Below are 16,032 nucleotides of genomic sequence, written 5' to 3'. Positions count from 1 at the left end.
TGTGTGGACAGAAAAATTACAGGTTCAAGGACCCTATAATTTCGATCTAGTTCTCGAACGATTATCGTTAGACCCACTTCAGGTAGTTGATTTTACTAACAGGACGGTAAAAGTTCCGCTATATATAGAAAAAGAACCAATCGTTTTGCAGGTTCAGGCAATAGCAAATATCGATGAACCATCTTTTATCATCAAAGGTCATTCAGAGGTGTACAAGTCAAAAGCAATCGAACGGTTAAAAAAGGTTTTTCATTGGCATCAGCCATTAGAAGGCGTTTCCCGGCATTTCCGGGAATCCGATTTGCGGGAAATCTTCGAAGAGCACCGCGGTACTGCCATTGTCTTGGACTTCGATTACTACAGTTGCCTCGTCAAATGCATCATACATCAGCAATTGAATTTATCCTTTGCCCATACGCTCACGGAACGATTCGTTAAAACCTTCGGCTACCAGATGGAAGGTGCCTGGTTTTATCCGACACCGGAAACAACCGCCCAACTTCAAATCGAGCAATTAAGAGCCATACAATTCAGTGGCCGGAAAGCGGAATACGTCATTGGACTTTCCGAGCAGATCATTCAGGGCCATCTCAACCTTGATATAATGGAAAAGCTATCCGATCAAGAGGTTATGGATACACTAATAAAAATACGCGGTATCGGTAGATGGACGGCTGAAAACTTCCTGCTTTTTGGACTTGGCCGGCCGAACCTATTTCCTAAAGCCGATATTGGCATTCAAAATGCCTTGAAAATATTATATGGATTACCGCAAAAGCCAACCCAAGAAGAAATGGAGTCCTATAGTGTGAAATGGGCTCCATATCTAAGCTACGCTTCCCTCTATTTGTGGAGAAGCATTGAAAAACGGAGTGAAAAGAAATGACAAACATTCAAGATACAAAACTAGAAGTGAATCAAACCCTTCCCCTTACGATTAAACGGCTTGGCATTAACGGAGAGGGAGTCGGTTATTTCAAAAAGAAAGTCGTCTTCGTCCCAGGAGCATTGCCTGGTGAAGAAATTGTAGCTTTGGTCACAAAGGTTCAGCCAAACTTTACCGAGGCGAAAATAAAAACCATCCGTAAAGAATCACCGCATCGCATTGCAGCGCCATGTCCGGTTTACGCTGAATGCGGCGGATGTCAGTTACAGCATTTAAGTTATGCCCAGCAGCTTATTGAAAAACGTGATATCGTTATTCAAGCGATGGAACGTCATTCAAAATTCCCAGTTTCTTCATTAAATGTAAAAGAAACGATCGGTATGGAAGATCCTTGGAATTACCGCAATAAAAGTCAGTACCAAGTAGGCCAAAAAGATGGCAAATTGATTGCTGGTCTTTACGGCTTGAATTCCCATACATTGATCGATATCCCGAATTGCCTTGTACAGCATAAGGCAACAAATAAAGTAACACGTACAGTGAAAAAGATACTAAAGAACCTGAACATCTCGATTTATAACGAAAGAAAAAGAAAAGGTGTTATCCGTACAGTCATTACACGGGTAGGCTTTGAAACAGGTGAAGTGCAGGTTGTCCTTGTTACAGGGGCAGAGGAAATTCCACAAAAAGATCAGTTGCTTAAACAAATTAGGGACCAACTGCCAGAAGTGAAATCGGTCGTTCAAAATATCAACAACCAGAACACATCACTTATCTTTGGCGAAAAAACGATTCACCTGGCAGGCGAAAAAGTCATCAACGAAACATTGGGTGACCTATCATACGAACTATCAGCCCGTACATTCTTCCAGCTTAACCCGGTCCAAACTGTTCGCTTATATGATGAAGTGAAAAAAGCAGCAGCCTTAACAGGCACGGAAAAAGTGGTTGATGCTTATTGCGGTGTCGGAACCATTGGGCTATGGCTGTCTGAAAATGCCAAGGAAGTCAGAGGAATGGACGTCATTAAAGAATCCATTGAGGACGCCAAGAAAAATGCCAAAAAACATAAACGCAACAATGTATACTATGAAACAGGCAAAGCCGAGAATATCCTTCCACGCTGGACCAAAGAAGGCTGGAAACCGGACGTACTGGTCGTCGACCCACCAAGATCCGGCTGTGATCAATCTTTACTTCAGACAATCTTGAAAGTTAAACCGAAAACCATAGTGTACGTATCATGCAACCCGTCCACATTGGCGAAGGACTTACAAGAACTGGGCTCTTCTTATCGCGTGGAGGCCATGCAGCCGGTGGACATGTTCCCGCAAACGAGCCATGTTGAAGTAGTTACCTCGTTGAAGCTGATTAAAGAATAGCAGAGTGATCCGGGAATCTGTAAAAGGTTCTCGGATTTTAATCTGCGTTTATTTCCATCCATTTGTGAAATAATGAAAGTACTGTGAAAATCGAGAAATACAGGAGGTTTTTGGATGCATAATCATGATATATTAATTCGATTAAGATATGCGCTGGATATTAAAAATAAAGATATGGTAGAAATATTTAAACTCGGGGAGATTGAAGTGACAAGAGAAGAAGTCATGCAGATGCTAACCAAGCCAAAAGATGATTACTATGATGAATATGATGATGATATGGATGAAGATGAGGATGGGATAAACTGCAATAATATGATGTTAGAGTCCTTTTTAAATGGTTTGATCATTTTTAAAAGAGGGAGACAAGAGCCAAAACCTGGTCAGCCTCAAAGTCAGGCACCGGCTGTAAAAAATAAGGAAAGTGTGAATAATATCCTTCTGAAGAAACTGAAAATAGCATTGACATTAACCAGTGAGGATATGATTGATATCTTGGAACAAGCAGGAGTCATGATAACCAAAGGGGAATTAAGTGCTATATTAAGAAAAGTGGGTCATAGGAATTATAAAGAGTGCGGGGATCGATACGCCAGGAATTTCTTAAAAGGATTAGCTTTGAAATATAGGGGATAAGGGTTCATTAACGGTTTTTATCATGCACATCATGATAAGTAGGCCTTGATTTCGGGAAAAGTACTTTTCCGATTTCAAGGTCTTTTTCTATTCGTATGAACGTTATTGAAGACATTAGAAAGGGCGAAATATTAAAAAAAGCAGAAGGCATCCCTAAGACACCTTCTGCATATTCATACAGGTTCATTAACATTTTAAAAAGTCTGGTTTTGCAAAATTGGGGGTGGGATATTTATAGAAGCCTTCTCCTGCTTCCCTTCCGATTTTCCCTTTATCGATATACTCTGTTTTCAATAGATTAGCCAGCTTTTCAACATCTGGATCAACTGTCGTTTTCGCTTTTGCAATTGAAATATTACAAGCGGTAATGAAGGTTCACGAGCAGCTTAAAGCCGAACTTGACGGGGAAGATCTAGTTGGTGTCCTTATTGTTTATCAAGATAAGGAGCATTATATGTATAATACATTAAAGAATCGCGATATCTTTTCCAAATACAAGACCAATGCAACATACTTTCAAGTGGCCTGCGGTATATACACTTCATTATCGGTGCTCCTAATGGATGAAATCCCCAAAGGAGTTTACTATGTGGATGAGTTATTGTTAAATACCAATAATCATTATGGTCAATATTTGACCTTTTATATGACGAGTTTTGTAATTGGGGAAAACAATCATTCAAATGGTCCGTTACTTCACAGAATGAGAAAGGTGAATCAATATGTGAAAATTTAAGTCCGCATAACTGAAGGGAGCTGGCTTAAATTTTCAACTAAATAAGGTTGTGCACAAGGTGTGGATAAAGGAAGAAGGAAATAGGGGAAATCCTCATTCTTCAAACTTTCCTCCTGATAATGTGCATAACTTTTTTGTTTTTTTGATCTCTTTGTACGTGAACGTAACTTCAATATCAGGAGCTGATCAGCAGCTCTTTTTTTAATGTTGTAATGGACTTAAACGTCCATTAGTACAATGTAAAACAGACAAAAAAGAGGATTATTAATCCCCTTAGTTTACTTGTCTTCATTTGTTTGTTCATCAGATTTTTGGACGATTTCTTTTAATTCCCCGATGTCACCTTTTGCATTGATAATCTCAAAAATCTCATTTAGGCCTTCTGAGGTTTTTTCATCTTCTGTTTTCACTATAACCCTCCTTAGTTGTTATTATTTGTTAATGTCTCCAAAAACCAGAAGATAAAACATCATTTACCTAGAAAATTGATGATGATATTCTCTTCGTATTTTCGTTGATATAAGGGCATTTTAGGCGGATGTTTATTGTAAAACTACAAAAATTCCGATTTTTTTGTCCGTACAATATGGACAACGTTAAAATTATCTATTATTATGATTGTTATAACTCTTAGTATAAAGGGATTTGTGGTACTTCCTTATGTCTTTTTGAGGAGGACACGTGTGTTTTTAGAAAAAAGGGAAAAAATACAATTTTTTTAAATAGGGGTAAAACATATAAAAATCCTGCATTTATTCCAACCATCAATGAGGGGGTATATTAAATGTCAAGTGAAATATTAAATCAATTTTTGAAAGAAAATTTGGAAGATTTAAAAGAAAAGGGACTTTACAACGTTATAGATCCGGTGGAAGGTCCAAACGGTCCGGTAATCACCATTGCAGGCAGGGAGTTAATTAATTTATCATCAAATAACTATTTAGGTTTAGCAACAGATCGACGATTAATAGAGGCTTGCATAGAAGCGACGAAAACATATGGTGTCGGAGCCGGTGCCGTTCGTACGATTAACGGAACATTGGATATTCACGTCAAATTAGAAGAAAAGCTTGCTGAATTTAAACATACAGAAGCAGCCATTGCTTATCAATCTGGATTTAACTGTAATATGGCAGCGATTTCAGGAGTGATGGATAAACACGATGCCATTCTTTCAGATGAACTGAATCATGCTTCAATCATTGATGGATGCCGATTATCCAAGGCGAAAATTATTCCCTTTATCCATTCCGACATGGACGATTTACGGACAAAAGCACGTCAAGCAAAGGAGTCCGGATTGTATAACAAAGTCATGATCATTACCGATGGAGTTTTCTCGATGGATGGGGATATTGCCAAGCTTCCTGAAATTGTGAAGATTGCCGAAGAGTTCGATTTAATTACTTATGTTGATGATGCGCATGGTTCGGGCGTATTAGGTAATGGTGCAGGAACGGTAAAACATTTTGGGTTATCGGATAAAGTGGATTTCCAAATTGGAACATTATCCAAAGCCATTGGTGTTGTTGGAGGCTATGTAGCAGGAAAGAAAGATTTGATTGATTGGTTAAAGGTGAGAAGCCGTCCATTTTTATTTTCAACGGCTACCACACCGGGAGCAGTTGCAGCTAGTATAGAAGCCATCGATATTTTGATGAATAGCTCAGAACTTCAAAATAAGCTGTGGGAAAACAGCGATTACTTGAAAAAAGGCCTTAAAGAATTAGGGTTTGATATCGGGGAGAGCGAAACACCGATTACGCCTTGCATTATAGGTGATGAAGCAAAAACGCAGCAATTCAGTAAGAGGCTGAATGAAGAGGGTGTGTATGCTAAATCCATCGTATTCCCTACCGTTCCTAAGGGTACAGGAAGAGTGAGGAATATGCCTACTGCTGCTCATACAAAAGAGATGCTGGATCGTGCAATTGCCATTTATGAAAAAGTAGGAAAAGAGATGTCAATCATATAAGAGATTGCTTGTTTCAGAGTTTAAAACATGGGGAGGGATTTTTGATGAAAAAGGTCTTGGTAACTGGGGCTTTAGGTCAAATTGGTTCAGAACTGACGCTGAAAATGAGAGAGATTTACGGGTCTGATAATGTCATTGCAACGGATATTCGAAAAACGGAGAGCAATGTTGTCCTATCAGGTCCATTTGAGACTTTGGATGTTACCGATGAAAAAGCGATGTTTAACATTGCCAAAAAACACGAAGTGGATACGATTATTCATTTAGCTGCATTATTGTCAGCAACAGCTGAAAAGAAGCCTCTTTTAGCTTGGAATTTAAATATGGGCGGATTGGTTAATGCTTTGGAAGCGGCACGAGAACTTAATTGCCGATTATTTACACCTAGCTCTATTGGAGCGTTTGGTCCTACCACTCCTAAAAATTGGACACCGCAAGACACGATTCAACGGCCGAATACGATGTACGGAGTGAATAAAGTATCGGGTGAGTTATTATGTGATTATTATCATCATAAATTTGGCGTAGATACGAGGGGGCTTCGATTCCCGGGACTGATTTCATATGTCACACCTCCTGGCGGTGGAACAACCGACTATGCAGTAGAAATTTACTATGAAGCGATTAAAAATAAGCGATATACCTCTTACATTGATAAGGGAACGTATATGGATATGATGTATATGCCTGACGCTTTAAATGCCATCATTACATTAATGGAGGCAGATGCCTCAAAGCTAAAACATCGGAATTCTTTCAATGTATCTGCTATGAGCTTTGCCCCGGAACAAATCGCAGCCGAAATTAAAAGACATATTCCTGATTTTGTCATGAATTATGACGTCGATCCCGGAAGACAATCTATTGCAGACAGTTGGCCAAATAGCATAGATTCAACTTGTGCAAAGGAAGAATGGGGATTCAAGGCGGAATATGATTTAGAGAAAATGACGAAGGATATGTTGGTGAAGCTGGGATTAAAGTCACTTTTAATTACCGCTTAATCAGACTGAGCCGAATAAAAGGGTTGCAAGACTCTTTTATTCGAGTTATTTTATACAGAGGAATTTTAACGTTTAAGAGGTGAGCTTTTATAACCGATAAAAAGTAAGCGCTTTCTATGGTACCTTGAACAGAATTAAGAAATAACATGAAATTTGATAGTAATCTTTCAAACTGTCAGGAATGCTTAAAAGTGAAGAATGATTTTATGAGGCAGCTTTAAGAATAGTTTAAAAAAGTGAAGCCTGCTATATCATTTCTATACTAAATAGGGAGTGTATTAAGCATCTTGAATAAAATTTCGACTATTAGTAGTGTAGGGGGAAATGGAATGGCAAACAAAGATTTGAATAGGGAGTTGAAAGGTCGTCATATTCAGATGATCGCTTTGGGCGGAACTATTGGTGTCGGTTTATTTATGGGTTCAGCCAGCACGATTCAATGGACAGGTCCGTCTGTAATGTTAGCTTATGCGATTTCTGGGATTTTTATATTCTTAATCATGCGTGCCATGGGGGAAATGTTGTATTTAGAGCCAAGTACAGGTTCATTTGCAACATTTGGTTATAAGTACATTCATCCATTGGCAGGGTATATGACTGCATGGAGTAACTGGTTCCAGTGGGTTATTGTTGGGATGGCAGAAATTATTGCAGTGGGGACGTATATGCAGTATTGGTTCCCAGAGCTCCCTGCTTGGATTCCAGGTTTAATCGCAATGGTGATTCTTGGAGCAGCGAACTTAATTTCCGTTAAATCCTTTGGGGAAATTGAATTTTGGTTTGCACTGATTAAAATCGTAACGATTATTTTAATGATCGTTGCAGGATTTGGACTTGTTTTCTTTGGAATCGGTAACGGAGGGGAAGCCTTAGGATTATCGAACCTTTGGGAACATGGTGGATTTTTTACAGGTGGTTGGAAGGGCTTCTTCTTTGCTCTCTCACTGGTGGTTGCCGCTTATCAAGGTGTAGAATTAATTGGGATTACAGCTGGTGAAGCAAAAAATCCGCAAGAAACGATAACCAAAGCGATTCAAAGTACCATTTGGCGTATTTTAATCTTCTATATCGGTGCAATTTTCATTATTGTAACCGTTTACCCTTGGGATCAATTAAGCGCGATTGGCAGTCCGTTTGTTGCGACTTTTGCGAAAGTTGGTATTACAGCAGCAGCTGCAATCATTAATTTTGTCGTAATCACGGCTGCTATGTCTGGCTGCAATAGTGGTATTTACAGTGCAGGACGTATGCTTTACACATTAGGGATAAATGGACAAGCACCAAAATTCTTTGCGAAAGTATCTAATAGCGGTGTCCCTTTATTCGGTACGTTCGGAGTGATAGTCGGGTTAGCAATTGGGGTTGTTTTAAGTTATATTGCACCAGAAAATTTATTTGTGCATGTATACAGTGCGAGTGTACTACCTGGTATGATTCCGTGGTTTGTCATTCTGATCAGTCAAATTCAATTCAGGAAAATTAAAAAAGCTGAAATGCACAATCATCCATTCAAAATGCCTTTTGCACCTGTTACAAACTACCTGACCATCGCTTTCTTGGTTATGGTATTAATCGGTATGTGGTTTAATGATGACACACGTATATCACTTATGGTTGGAATAGGTTTTCTGGCTATCGTTGTAATTAGTTATTTCGCTTTTGGAATAGGCAAGCGTGTACAAGCCGATGCTCAGACAGCGGCTCAAAAGGAAGATAAAGTGGGTTAATCTATAATTCACTATGGGTTTTGAAAAGGGTTGCTGCGGCAGCCCTTTTCCAATGAAACTAAAAGGGCAGTTTAGTTTTAACAAGAGATGATAAAATGGAATAAAATGATTGCTTCATTGTGAAGGGTGAACTTTTTATGTTCGGACTTAAAAATTACAATCCTAAAATGTATACCAATCCATCCAATATCATAAAAGACCACAGAAATGCACTTGAAGAACTGATCGGTAAAAACATTGAAGAAATATGGGTGGCCTGGGAACAAGATGAAGATGAATGGTTTAATGATTGTCCCGTCGTTATCCGTTTTGAAAATTGCCAATTAGAATTATGTGCAAACAAAGCTGATGAATACGCTGTTACGTTCAATAAAATCCTCTTTACCCAGGACCTTTGTTGGTATGGGACAGATTTAAGACTTAAATGGGAAAAGAACAAGTTACAGGACCTGAATTCAGCTACTGGTAAACGGGTGGTTGGGATTGAGATTTTTGAAAGGTGCGAAACAAACGCAACGGATTATTTTTATTTATATGGCATTGGACTTTACTTGAACGATGGCTATCTCGCCATATGTAATGGATTTGATGAAAATTCACTAATCATTAAAAGAGAAGAAGGCCCAATTTACAGGCATACGCTTATCTGACAAATATCAATTTTTTCTGAGCTATGAATGGGAAACGATCAGGGCAGTCTAGTTAATGACATCAGGATACGTTTCCACCAAAGCTGTGCGTGAGATACCTGCGATGTTATTACTTCTTAAGATAGAAAGCTAAAAATCAGAAGAAAAGGAGAAGTTGACAATGACAACTCCAAAGAAAAGTTTGAGGACTTGCGACAAAGGACACAAATACTATAAATCCAGCGACTGCCCGACCTGCCCTGTATGTGAGCAAGAACGCAAACCTGACACCGGATTTCTTTCATTGCTCTCGGCACCAGCCAGACGTGCATTGGAAAACAATGGGGTAACCTCTCTACAACAGCTTTCAACATATAGTGAAAAGGAGATATTGAAATTCCACGGTATGGGACCAGCTTCTTTACCTAAACTTAGGGATGCTCTGGAGACAGGTGGGTTATCATTCAAAGATTAATCACCTAGAATGATTAATCTTGCAGGAATGCCTTTTATACCTGCTGGATCGATACATTCAATTTCTTTCTCAAGTTACGGGGTCTTTACGTAAATAAGGGGTCAGGAACATCTTTTTTATGGTCATCATCCTTGTTAAACTGATAGTAACTCTAAAAAGTGAGGTAACGAAAAATCATGAGTTCCTATACTCCCTATTTTGAATTCAATCGAGAAAAGTGGGCATCTTTGCGAAACCATACCCCTCTTCCTTTAACTGAAGAAGAATTGGATAACTTAAAAGGAATAAATGAAGAAATATCCATTCAGGAAGTAGAAGAGGTTTACTTGCCTTTGACTCGTTTAATCAATTTATATGTTGAAGCATCTCAGCAGCTTAATACAGCCACTTCTTCATTTCTAAAAACTAATGATAAAAAAGTACCTTATATCATTGGAATTGCAGGGAGTGTTGCTGTAGGAAAGAGTACGACAGCAAGGGTACTTCAGACTTTATTATCTAGATGGGATAATCACAGAAACGTAGGTCTTGTCACTACCGACGGTTTTTTGTACCCAAATGATCTTTTAGAAGAAAAAGGACTGATGAAAAGAAAAGGGTTTCCTGAAAGTTATGATACTCAAAAATTAATTAATCTTATCGGAGATGTAAAAGCAGGAAAAAATAAAGTGGAAGTTCCCATCTACTCACATTTGAAGTATGACATTTTGCCAAATGAAGTGCAGACTATCTGTAATCCGGATATTTTAATAGTGGAAGGTGTTAATGTTCTTCAAGTTGACAAGGAAAATCAAGTATTCGTCAGTGACTTTTTTGATTTCTCACTCTATGTAGATGCAGACGTAAATGACATAGAGCGGTGGTATGTTGAAAGGTTCCTTTTACTTCAAAAGACCGCATTTCAAAGTCCCGAATCCTATTTTCATCGTTATATTGACTTGTCTAAAGAACAAGCCATTAAACAAGCGACTCAAATTTGGGAAGAAATTAATTTGAAAAATTTACATGAAAATATACTGCCTACAAAAGGACGGGCAAAACTCGTTTTAAAAAAGGGATCAGATCATAAAGCTGAAAATATCTATTTTCGAAAATAATAATTTAAATGGAGATGATTATGTATTAGAAATAATGTTTTTTTGTAATAGCAATAAAGTAAGAAATTTTATTTATAAGGGACTGTATAATAAGTCATAAAATTTGGGATATTATCAATGATCGTACCTTATATTGGTTTAATTATCAGTAATTATTGGTATTGTTATAATATCTAATAATTGGGTGAAATTTATGATCCAAGTTAAAAAAGTAGGAGTTTAGCAATTTAAGGAAGGTCCTTGTTTTTTCGGGAAATGGATACAGAAACTTCTAATTTCACTTCTGATTTTGTCAATAAATGTGTATTTTCGTTACTTTTTCTGATGTGTCAATATTATTTCACTAACAGTTTCTTCCTTCAATAAGGGAAAGTTGCTGAAGAAATCTTTTTATGCGACTATAGTGGCGGATAAGTTTAAGCTAATTTCTTCACAAAATCAATATTTTAACAAAAAAAGTAATAGTAGAATATTTTAATCTATGAAATAATAATAATAGATTATGATATAGTTATAAGGAGACAGAAAAGGTGTGTTCCTAGTTCGTGCCTGGCTTTTTGTGACACCTAAGCAGGAGCGCCTACATCTTTTTTGCAAATATAGGGGATAAGGAAGGTTATAATGAGCAACATACAGAAACAAACAGACGTTATCTTAATTGGCGGCGGAGTCATGAGCGCGACTTTGGGATCATTACTGAAAGAGTTAGCACCGGAATGGGAAATCAAAGTATTTGAGAAACTTGCAAACGCAGGAGAAGAAAGCTCTAACGAATGGAATAATGCGGGTACGGGACATTCTGCACTGTGCGAGCTTAACTATACATCCGAAAAATCTGATGGATCTATAGATATTAGCAAAGCAATTAAAATTAATGAACAGTTCCAAGTTTCATTGCAGTTTTGGTCGTATCTTGTAAACTGTAAGCTGATTGATAATCCGCAAGACTTTATCATGCCATTGCCTCATATGAGTATGGTACAAGGGGATAAAAATGTAGCGTTTTTAAAGAAACGTTTTGAAGCGCTGTCAAAAAATCCTCTGTTCCAAGGTATGGAGTATTCCGATGACCCAGCAAAACTGATGGAATGGATTCCACTTATTATGCAAGACCGTCCATCGAATGATTCTATAGCGGCAACAAAAATTGATTATGGTACAGACGTTAACTTCGGTGCTCTAACACGCATGTTGTTTGACCACTTAAAGACTAAAAACGTCGATATCAAATATAAACATAGTGTTGATAATGTTAAACGGGCTAGCGATGGCTCATGGGAATTAAAAGTGCGTAATGTCGATACTGGTAGCGTAGAACGCCATAATGCTAAATTCGTCTTTATCGGAGGCGGGGGCGGAAGCTTGCATTTGCTGCAAAAATCCGGTATTCCTGAAGGGAAACATATCGGAGGATTCCCAGTAAGCGGATACTTCATGGTATGTAATAATCCGGAAGTTGTTGCGCAGCATCATGGAAAAGTATACGGAAAAGCTAAAGTTGGTGCTCCACCAATGTCTGTTCCGCATCTTGATACACGTTTTATCGACAATAAAAAATCGTTGCTATTTGGACCATTTGCGGGCTTCTCACCGAAGTTCCTAAAAACAGGTTCAATGTTCGATTTAATAACCTCCGTAAAACCGAATAATGTTTTAACTATGTTGGCGGCAGGCGCAAAAGAGATGTCATTGACAAAATACCTGATCCAGCAAGTTATGTTATCGAAAGAACAGCGCATGGAAGAGTTACGAGAGTTCATCCCGAACGCTAAGAGCGAGGATTGGGATTTAGTAGTAGCTGGCCAACGTGTACAAGTTATCAAAGATACTGCTGAAGGCGGCAAAGGTACACTTCAATTTGGTACGGAAGTTGTCAGTGCATCTGATGGCTCGATTGCAGCATTGCTAGGTGCTTCTCCAGGTGCTTCCACTGCTGTACAAGTTATGCTTGAGGTAATTAATAAATGCTTCCCGCAACGTATGAAAGAGTGGGAACCGAAAATTAAAGAAATGATTCCTTCTTATGGAGAGTCACTAATGGAAAATACAGAGCTTCTGCACGAAATTCAAACTTCAACAGCAGAGACGCTTGGTCTGAGCAAAAAAAAAGAGCTAGTTTATAGTTAATTTTTGGATATGGAAGCAACATTGAAATTAAAAACAACAGAACCTTCAATCTATCTTAGATTGAAGGTTCTTTTTTTTGTCCTAAAGCCTTATTCAATTAATGATGCTTACTTCGAAAGGGAAGGTTAGACCAAAGAGGGCAGTATAGATTAATAAGAAAAATCAATAAGGGATGCCATTATAGCATCCCTAAAGATTTCGGCTTCTAAATGTGTGTATTTGAATTTATTTGGGTAATGGTCTCTTCATCGCAAATATCGAAAAGCTGTGCATCATCAGGAATTCGTTCATCTAATTTTTGGTTTATGTTAAGATCACCACGATCTGCTACCAGTGTGGCTCCTTTGTTAAGAAGATCTATAAACGCATCACGATAGGTTCGCCATTCATCTTGTTTAGGAATCTCATACATAGTTTCTTCATACTTTGTGCTAATAAGTTCAGAATACATGTGGGTTACTCCATGAGTAAATAATGATCGTACTGCTGCGTGGGAGATCATTTCTTGTGTAGGAATAAACTCATCCGCCTTAACACGCTCGAATAAACGAATATGCTTTTGATTGATCACCTCGGCGGTGACATGAATGGACGTTATGGCAGTGGCAACCAATAATGTCATTCCATCGACAAGTAACGGATCTTTTGTAGCATAATTATCTTGTGTAATTTGGTCAGCAAAAATGATAACTCCTTTTGCTCTAGGCAGGTTTGCACGGAGTAATGTTTCTTCATCGGTAGCATCCCCGCGAACATAAAACAGACGCTCCTCCATCATAGGAGCTTTTTCCAAGTTATCAATGATTACAATATCAATGGTTTCATCAGATTTAAAAATTTCTTGGAGTGCTGATTTTGATTTATCACTCAGCCAATCAGAATGATATGATTTTTACCTGTATATTTCATTTTTCCACCAACTTTACGTTTTTCGATAAGATATACAGATTTAATGATTTTTCCAATAAAAAGACTAACAAGCCCAATACCCGTTATGTAAAGACCAATGGTAAATACTTTTCCAAGATCGGTGACCGGTGCATAGTCTCCAAAACCAACCGTAGCAAGCGTTGTAAGAATCCAGTAAACTGAGGTTAAATATGATTCGAACGTCTGTGGCTCTATAGAAAAAGCAACATACGTAGCAACTAATATGTATAAAATGGAAGATGGTATAAAGATTCGACCTCTTAATTTAATCAGGTAATATATTATTTTTTTTACCGTAATTCTCATTATACCCATCCTAGTTTTCAAGTCATCATCGATTAAATTTATATTTCCCCTTAAACGTAAGTGTAAAAACATTTTTTACCCAAGTAGGGAGCAAGAAGCATATAAAAGAGAGTTTAGTTCTTTAAGGATCTGTGACGTTCAGCTCTTTTTTTTATGCAAAAAAAGGGGCAGGATTGTTGAGAATTCCATTAAGTTTCATCTGCCCAAGTTTAATAGACTACAAAATCAGTTTAAGTTTTTTGCACCAAAACTACCCAATCTGCTATTAAATTTCGCTCTAATTTTAATATAGATTATAAAATGAACAATAGTAGATTAATTTTTGAAAATAAAATATAAAATAATCATCAAACAATAAAAATATTATTAGAATTTTCAGTATACAATGAATGTTAAATAACGAGGAGGTCTATCAAAATGAAAGCGGATACAAAAATGAAATAACGACTTTATGAAGGAACAGGATTGCATACAAAAGGCTGGAAACAAGAGGCAGTGCGCATGTTAATGAAAAATTTAGACCATGATGTAGCTGAGCACCAAGGTGGCGGTATACGGCGGGATTGTAAAAGCGGCACATAACTGGGAGTGTTTTGATTCAATTGTTCAATCATTAAAAGAGCTGGAAGAGGGTGAAGCTTTACTTGTCCAATCTGGGAAACTCGTGGTCATTTTTAAAACGCATACCGATGCACCATGAGAATTTGCTGACAATGATCATTTGTGCAACAGGATCCAGCAACCAAATATATAATAGGGGGAATAATTATGGGATCACCAAATGTGGCGACAAATACGAAACAAGAGAAGCCGCAAATTCAATCAACTACGAATATACTGAAGTTTATTATATATAGTTTAATAGGAAGTTTTATGTTTTTTATTCCTATTACCATAAATGATGTTTCAAGCATACCAATTGATCATATAGTAACATGGATCAAAGTAAACTTACCGTCTGCCGTTCCTATTTATGCGCTTATTGTCATTCTATTGGGAGCTGTTTATCCGTTTATTTCAAAAAGCTGGAATAAAGATAAGGTATCAATAGTTTTTTCTTTCTTAAAAGTAATAGGCGCTGTTGTTGCGATCTTAATATATTTCAAGATTGGACCTGAATGGTTAATGGCTCCAAGTATGGGTCCTTTCCTTTTCGAAAAACTTGTCATACCTGTTGGACTTGTCGTTCCTTTTGGTGCTATATTTTTGGCGCTTCTCATTGGATACGGGCTTCTCGAATTTTTGGGTGTACTGATGCAGCCAATCATGAGGCCGATATTTAAAACGCCAGGGCGTTCAGCGGTTGATATGGTTGCTGATTTAGCAGGTAGCTACTCTATTGGTATGCTTATTACGAATCGACTATATAAAGAAGGAAAATACACCCTTAAAGAAGCTGCTATTATTGCAACCGGTTTTTCAACCGTTTCAGCAACGTTCATGATCGTTGTAGCAAAAACTCTCGGGCTTATGGACATATGGTCCCTTTTCTTTTGGGTTTCTTTAGGGATAACGTATCTTGTCACTGCTATTACCGTACGTATTTGGCCATTAAATAAAATGAGCGACGAGTATTATTCGGATAATGCGGATCCAGAAGAAGTTATCAAAGAAGGACTTTTCCGAAATGCCTGGAACAGTGCGATGGTAGGAGCAAACAATTCCGTAAGTCTTGGCAGGAATTTATGGGAAAACTTAAAGGACGGTTTTCTTATGACAATGAGCATTCTACCGTCCATTTTATCCGTTGGTCTCATCAGCCTTGTATTAGCGGAGTATACTCCACTATTTAATTTACTTGCCTATCTTTTTTACCCATTTACCTGGGCATTACAAATACCTGAACCATTTTTGGCTGCAAAAGCTTCAGCTATAGGAATTGCAGAAATGTTCCTGCCGGCGCTTCTGGTAGTTAAAGCACCTCTGGTAACTAAGTTCATTATTGCCGTGGTATCTGTATCATCCATATTGTTCTTTTCAGCGACGATACCTTGTATCCTATCAACCGAAATCCCAATCAGCATTACGAAGTTGGTTGTAATCTGGTTTGAACGGACACTCATCACGTTAATTATTACTGCACCTATCGCAATATTGCTGCTTTAGTACAAATCAACGAATT

Annotated in this window: 15 protein-coding genes and 2 pseudogenes; 13 read left to right on the top strand and 4 right to left on the bottom strand. The window is 37.8% G+C overall.

Annotation, left to right across the window (positions count from 1 at the left end; all coding sequences use genetic code 11):
• Position 1 precedes the first annotated feature (1 nt).
• The 3 genes from BS1321_RS09400 to BS1321_RS09390 all read left to right on the top strand — a co-directional run bounded on the left by BS1321_RS09400 (position 2) and on the right by BS1321_RS09390 (position 2,904).
• Positions 2–886 (top strand): DNA-3-methyladenine glycosylase family protein, encoded by an 885-nt coding sequence (locus BS1321_RS09400; RefSeq protein WP_063234712.1) that lies wholly within the window; start codon positions 2–4, stop codon positions 884–886.
• Positions 883–2,268 (top strand): 23S rRNA (uracil(1939)-C(5))-methyltransferase RlmD, encoded by a 1,386-nt coding sequence (gene rlmD / locus BS1321_RS09395; protein ID WP_063234713.1) that lies wholly within the window; start codon positions 883–885, stop codon positions 2,266–2,268. Before BS1321_RS09400 ends, rlmD begins: the two co-directional genes overlap by 4 nt.
• Positions 2,269–2,382: 114 nt before the next feature.
• Positions 2,383–2,904, top strand: a complete 522-nt coding sequence (locus BS1321_RS09390; RefSeq protein WP_063234714.1) for a YehS family protein — start codon at positions 2,383–2,385, stop codon at positions 2,902–2,904.
• Positions 2,905–3,090: 186 nt separating this feature from the next.
• On the opposite strand, the pseudogene BS1321_RS28120 reads toward BS1321_RS09390, so the two are convergent.
• A pseudogene (locus tag BS1321_RS28120) lies at positions 3,091–3,270 on the bottom strand (3-hydroxyacyl-CoA dehydrogenase); the annotation flags it as partial.
• A 1-nt stretch (position 3,271) separates the two neighbouring features.
• Between BS1321_RS28120 and BS1321_RS09380 the strand changes: the two are divergent.
• Positions 3,272–3,640 carry a hypothetical protein gene (locus tag BS1321_RS09380; protein WP_063234715.1) on the top strand — a complete coding sequence of 123 codons (369 nt, stop codon included), beginning with the start codon at positions 3,272–3,274 and terminating at the stop codon, positions 3,638–3,640.
• 278 nt (positions 3,641–3,918) lie between these two features.
• Here BS1321_RS09380 and BS1321_RS28505 read toward each other — a convergent pair whose 3' ends face one another.
• Complete coding sequence (locus BS1321_RS28505; protein WP_257790335.1) at positions 3,919–4,050, bottom strand: hypothetical protein; 132 nt, start codon at positions 4,048–4,050, stop codon at positions 3,919–3,921.
• Positions 4,051–4,424: 374 nt separating this feature from the next.
• On the opposite strand from BS1321_RS28505, the gene BS1321_RS09375 reads away from it, so the two are divergent.
• From BS1321_RS09375 to BS1321_RS09345, 7 genes are all read left to right on the top strand, one after another.
• Positions 4,425–5,615: a glycine C-acetyltransferase gene (locus BS1321_RS09375; RefSeq protein WP_063234716.1), complete on the top strand. Its 1,191-nt coding sequence runs from the start codon at positions 4,425–4,427 to the stop codon at positions 5,613–5,615.
• 44 nt (positions 5,616–5,659) lie between these two features.
• On the top strand, positions 5,660–6,619 hold the full coding sequence (locus BS1321_RS09370; protein WP_063234717.1) for an L-threonine 3-dehydrogenase: 960 nt from the start codon (positions 5,660–5,662) through the stop codon (positions 6,617–6,619).
• Between the two features lie 329 nt (positions 6,620–6,948).
• Positions 6,949–8,346: an amino acid permease gene (locus BS1321_RS09365; protein WP_063234718.1), complete on the top strand. Its 1,398-nt coding sequence runs from the start codon at positions 6,949–6,951 to the stop codon at positions 8,344–8,346.
• A 137-nt stretch (positions 8,347–8,483) separates the two neighbouring features.
• Positions 8,484–8,996, top strand: a complete 513-nt coding sequence (locus BS1321_RS09360) for a hypothetical protein (RefSeq protein WP_063234719.1) — start codon at positions 8,484–8,486, stop codon at positions 8,994–8,996.
• A gap of 160 nt (positions 8,997–9,156) precedes the next feature.
• Positions 9,157–9,450 carry an RNA polymerase alpha subunit C-terminal domain-containing protein gene (locus tag BS1321_RS09355; protein ID WP_063234720.1) on the top strand — a complete coding sequence of 98 codons (294 nt, stop codon included), beginning with the start codon at positions 9,157–9,159 and terminating at the stop codon, positions 9,448–9,450.
• Between the two features lie 176 nt (positions 9,451–9,626).
• On the top strand, positions 9,627–10,547 hold the full coding sequence (gene coaA, locus BS1321_RS09350) for a type I pantothenate kinase (RefSeq protein ID WP_063234721.1): 921 nt from the start codon (positions 9,627–9,629) through the stop codon (positions 10,545–10,547).
• A gap of 621 nt (positions 10,548–11,168) precedes the next feature.
• Complete coding sequence (locus BS1321_RS09345) at positions 11,169–12,674, top strand: malate:quinone oxidoreductase (RefSeq protein WP_063234722.1); 1,506 nt, start codon at positions 11,169–11,171, stop codon at positions 12,672–12,674.
• Positions 12,675–12,879: 205 nt separating this feature from the next.
• On the opposite strand, the gene BS1321_RS09340 is transcribed toward BS1321_RS09345, so the two are convergent.
• Together BS1321_RS09340 and BS1321_RS09335 are read right to left on the bottom strand one after the other, a co-directional pair.
• Positions 12,880–13,467 carry an NAD-binding protein gene (locus BS1321_RS09340; protein WP_232522780.1) on the bottom strand — a complete coding sequence of 196 codons (588 nt, stop codon included), beginning with the start codon at positions 13,465–13,467 and terminating at the stop codon, positions 12,880–12,882.
• A 74-nt stretch (positions 13,468–13,541) separates the two neighbouring features.
• The gene (locus BS1321_RS09335) at positions 13,542–13,910 is read right to left on the bottom strand and encodes a potassium channel family protein (protein ID WP_063234724.1); all 369 of its coding nucleotides are present in this window, start codon (positions 13,908–13,910) and stop codon (positions 13,542–13,544) included.
• Positions 13,911–14,411: 501 nt separating this feature from the next.
• Here BS1321_RS09335 and BS1321_RS09330 point away from each other — a divergent pair.
• Together BS1321_RS09330 and BS1321_RS09325 are read left to right on the top strand one after the other, a co-directional pair.
• A pseudogene (locus tag BS1321_RS09330) lies at positions 14,412–14,607 on the top strand (urocanate hydratase); the annotation flags it as partial.
• A 71-nt stretch (positions 14,608–14,678) separates the two neighbouring features.
• A complete protein-coding gene (locus BS1321_RS09325; RefSeq protein ID WP_063234725.1) occupies positions 14,679–16,016 on the top strand; it encodes a YjiH family protein in 1,338 nt (445 codons plus the stop codon).
• Positions 16,017–16,032 lie beyond the last annotated feature (16 nt).

It is taken from the genome of Peribacillus simplex NBRC 15720 = DSM 1321, assembly GCF_002243645.1.
Lineage (GTDB): Bacteria > Bacillota > Bacilli > Bacillales > DSM-1321 > Peribacillus > Peribacillus simplex.
Note: the sequence above shows the minus strand (reverse complement) of the source record. Positions and strands in the feature narration are given on the sequence as shown.

Excerpts from the sequence above, each read along its gene's own strand:
- rlmD (WP_063234713.1), top strand. The coding sequence starts at position 883 with ATGACAAACATTCAAGATACAAAACTAGAAGTGAATCAAACCCTTCCC.
- BS1321_RS09390 (WP_063234714.1), top strand. The coding sequence starts at position 2,383 with ATGCATAATCATGATATATTAATTCGATTAAGATATGCGCTGGATATT.
- BS1321_RS09380 (WP_063234715.1), top strand. The coding sequence starts at position 3,272 with ATGAAGGTTCACGAGCAGCTTAAAGCCGAACTTGACGGGGAAGATCTA.
- BS1321_RS09375 (WP_063234716.1), top strand. The coding sequence starts at position 4,425 with ATGTCAAGTGAAATATTAAATCAATTTTTGAAAGAAAATTTGGAAGAT.
- BS1321_RS09370 (WP_063234717.1), top strand. The coding sequence starts at position 5,660 with ATGAAAAAGGTCTTGGTAACTGGGGCTTTAGGTCAAATTGGTTCAGAA.
- BS1321_RS09365 (WP_063234718.1), top strand. The coding sequence starts at position 6,949 with ATGGCAAACAAAGATTTGAATAGGGAGTTGAAAGGTCGTCATATTCAG.
- BS1321_RS09360 (WP_063234719.1), top strand. The coding sequence starts at position 8,484 with ATGTTCGGACTTAAAAATTACAATCCTAAAATGTATACCAATCCATCC.
- BS1321_RS09355 (WP_063234720.1), top strand. The coding sequence starts at position 9,157 with ATGACAACTCCAAAGAAAAGTTTGAGGACTTGCGACAAAGGACACAAA.
- coaA (WP_063234721.1), top strand. The coding sequence starts at position 9,627 with ATGAGTTCCTATACTCCCTATTTTGAATTCAATCGAGAAAAGTGGGCA.
- BS1321_RS09345 (WP_063234722.1), top strand. The coding sequence starts at position 11,169 with ATGAGCAACATACAGAAACAAACAGACGTTATCTTAATTGGCGGCGGA.
- BS1321_RS09335 (WP_063234724.1), bottom strand. The coding sequence starts at position 13,910 with ATGAGAATTACGGTAAAAAAAATAATATATTACCTGATTAAATTAAGA.
- BS1321_RS09325 (WP_063234725.1), top strand. The coding sequence starts at position 14,679 with ATGGGATCACCAAATGTGGCGACAAATACGAAACAAGAGAAGCCGCAA.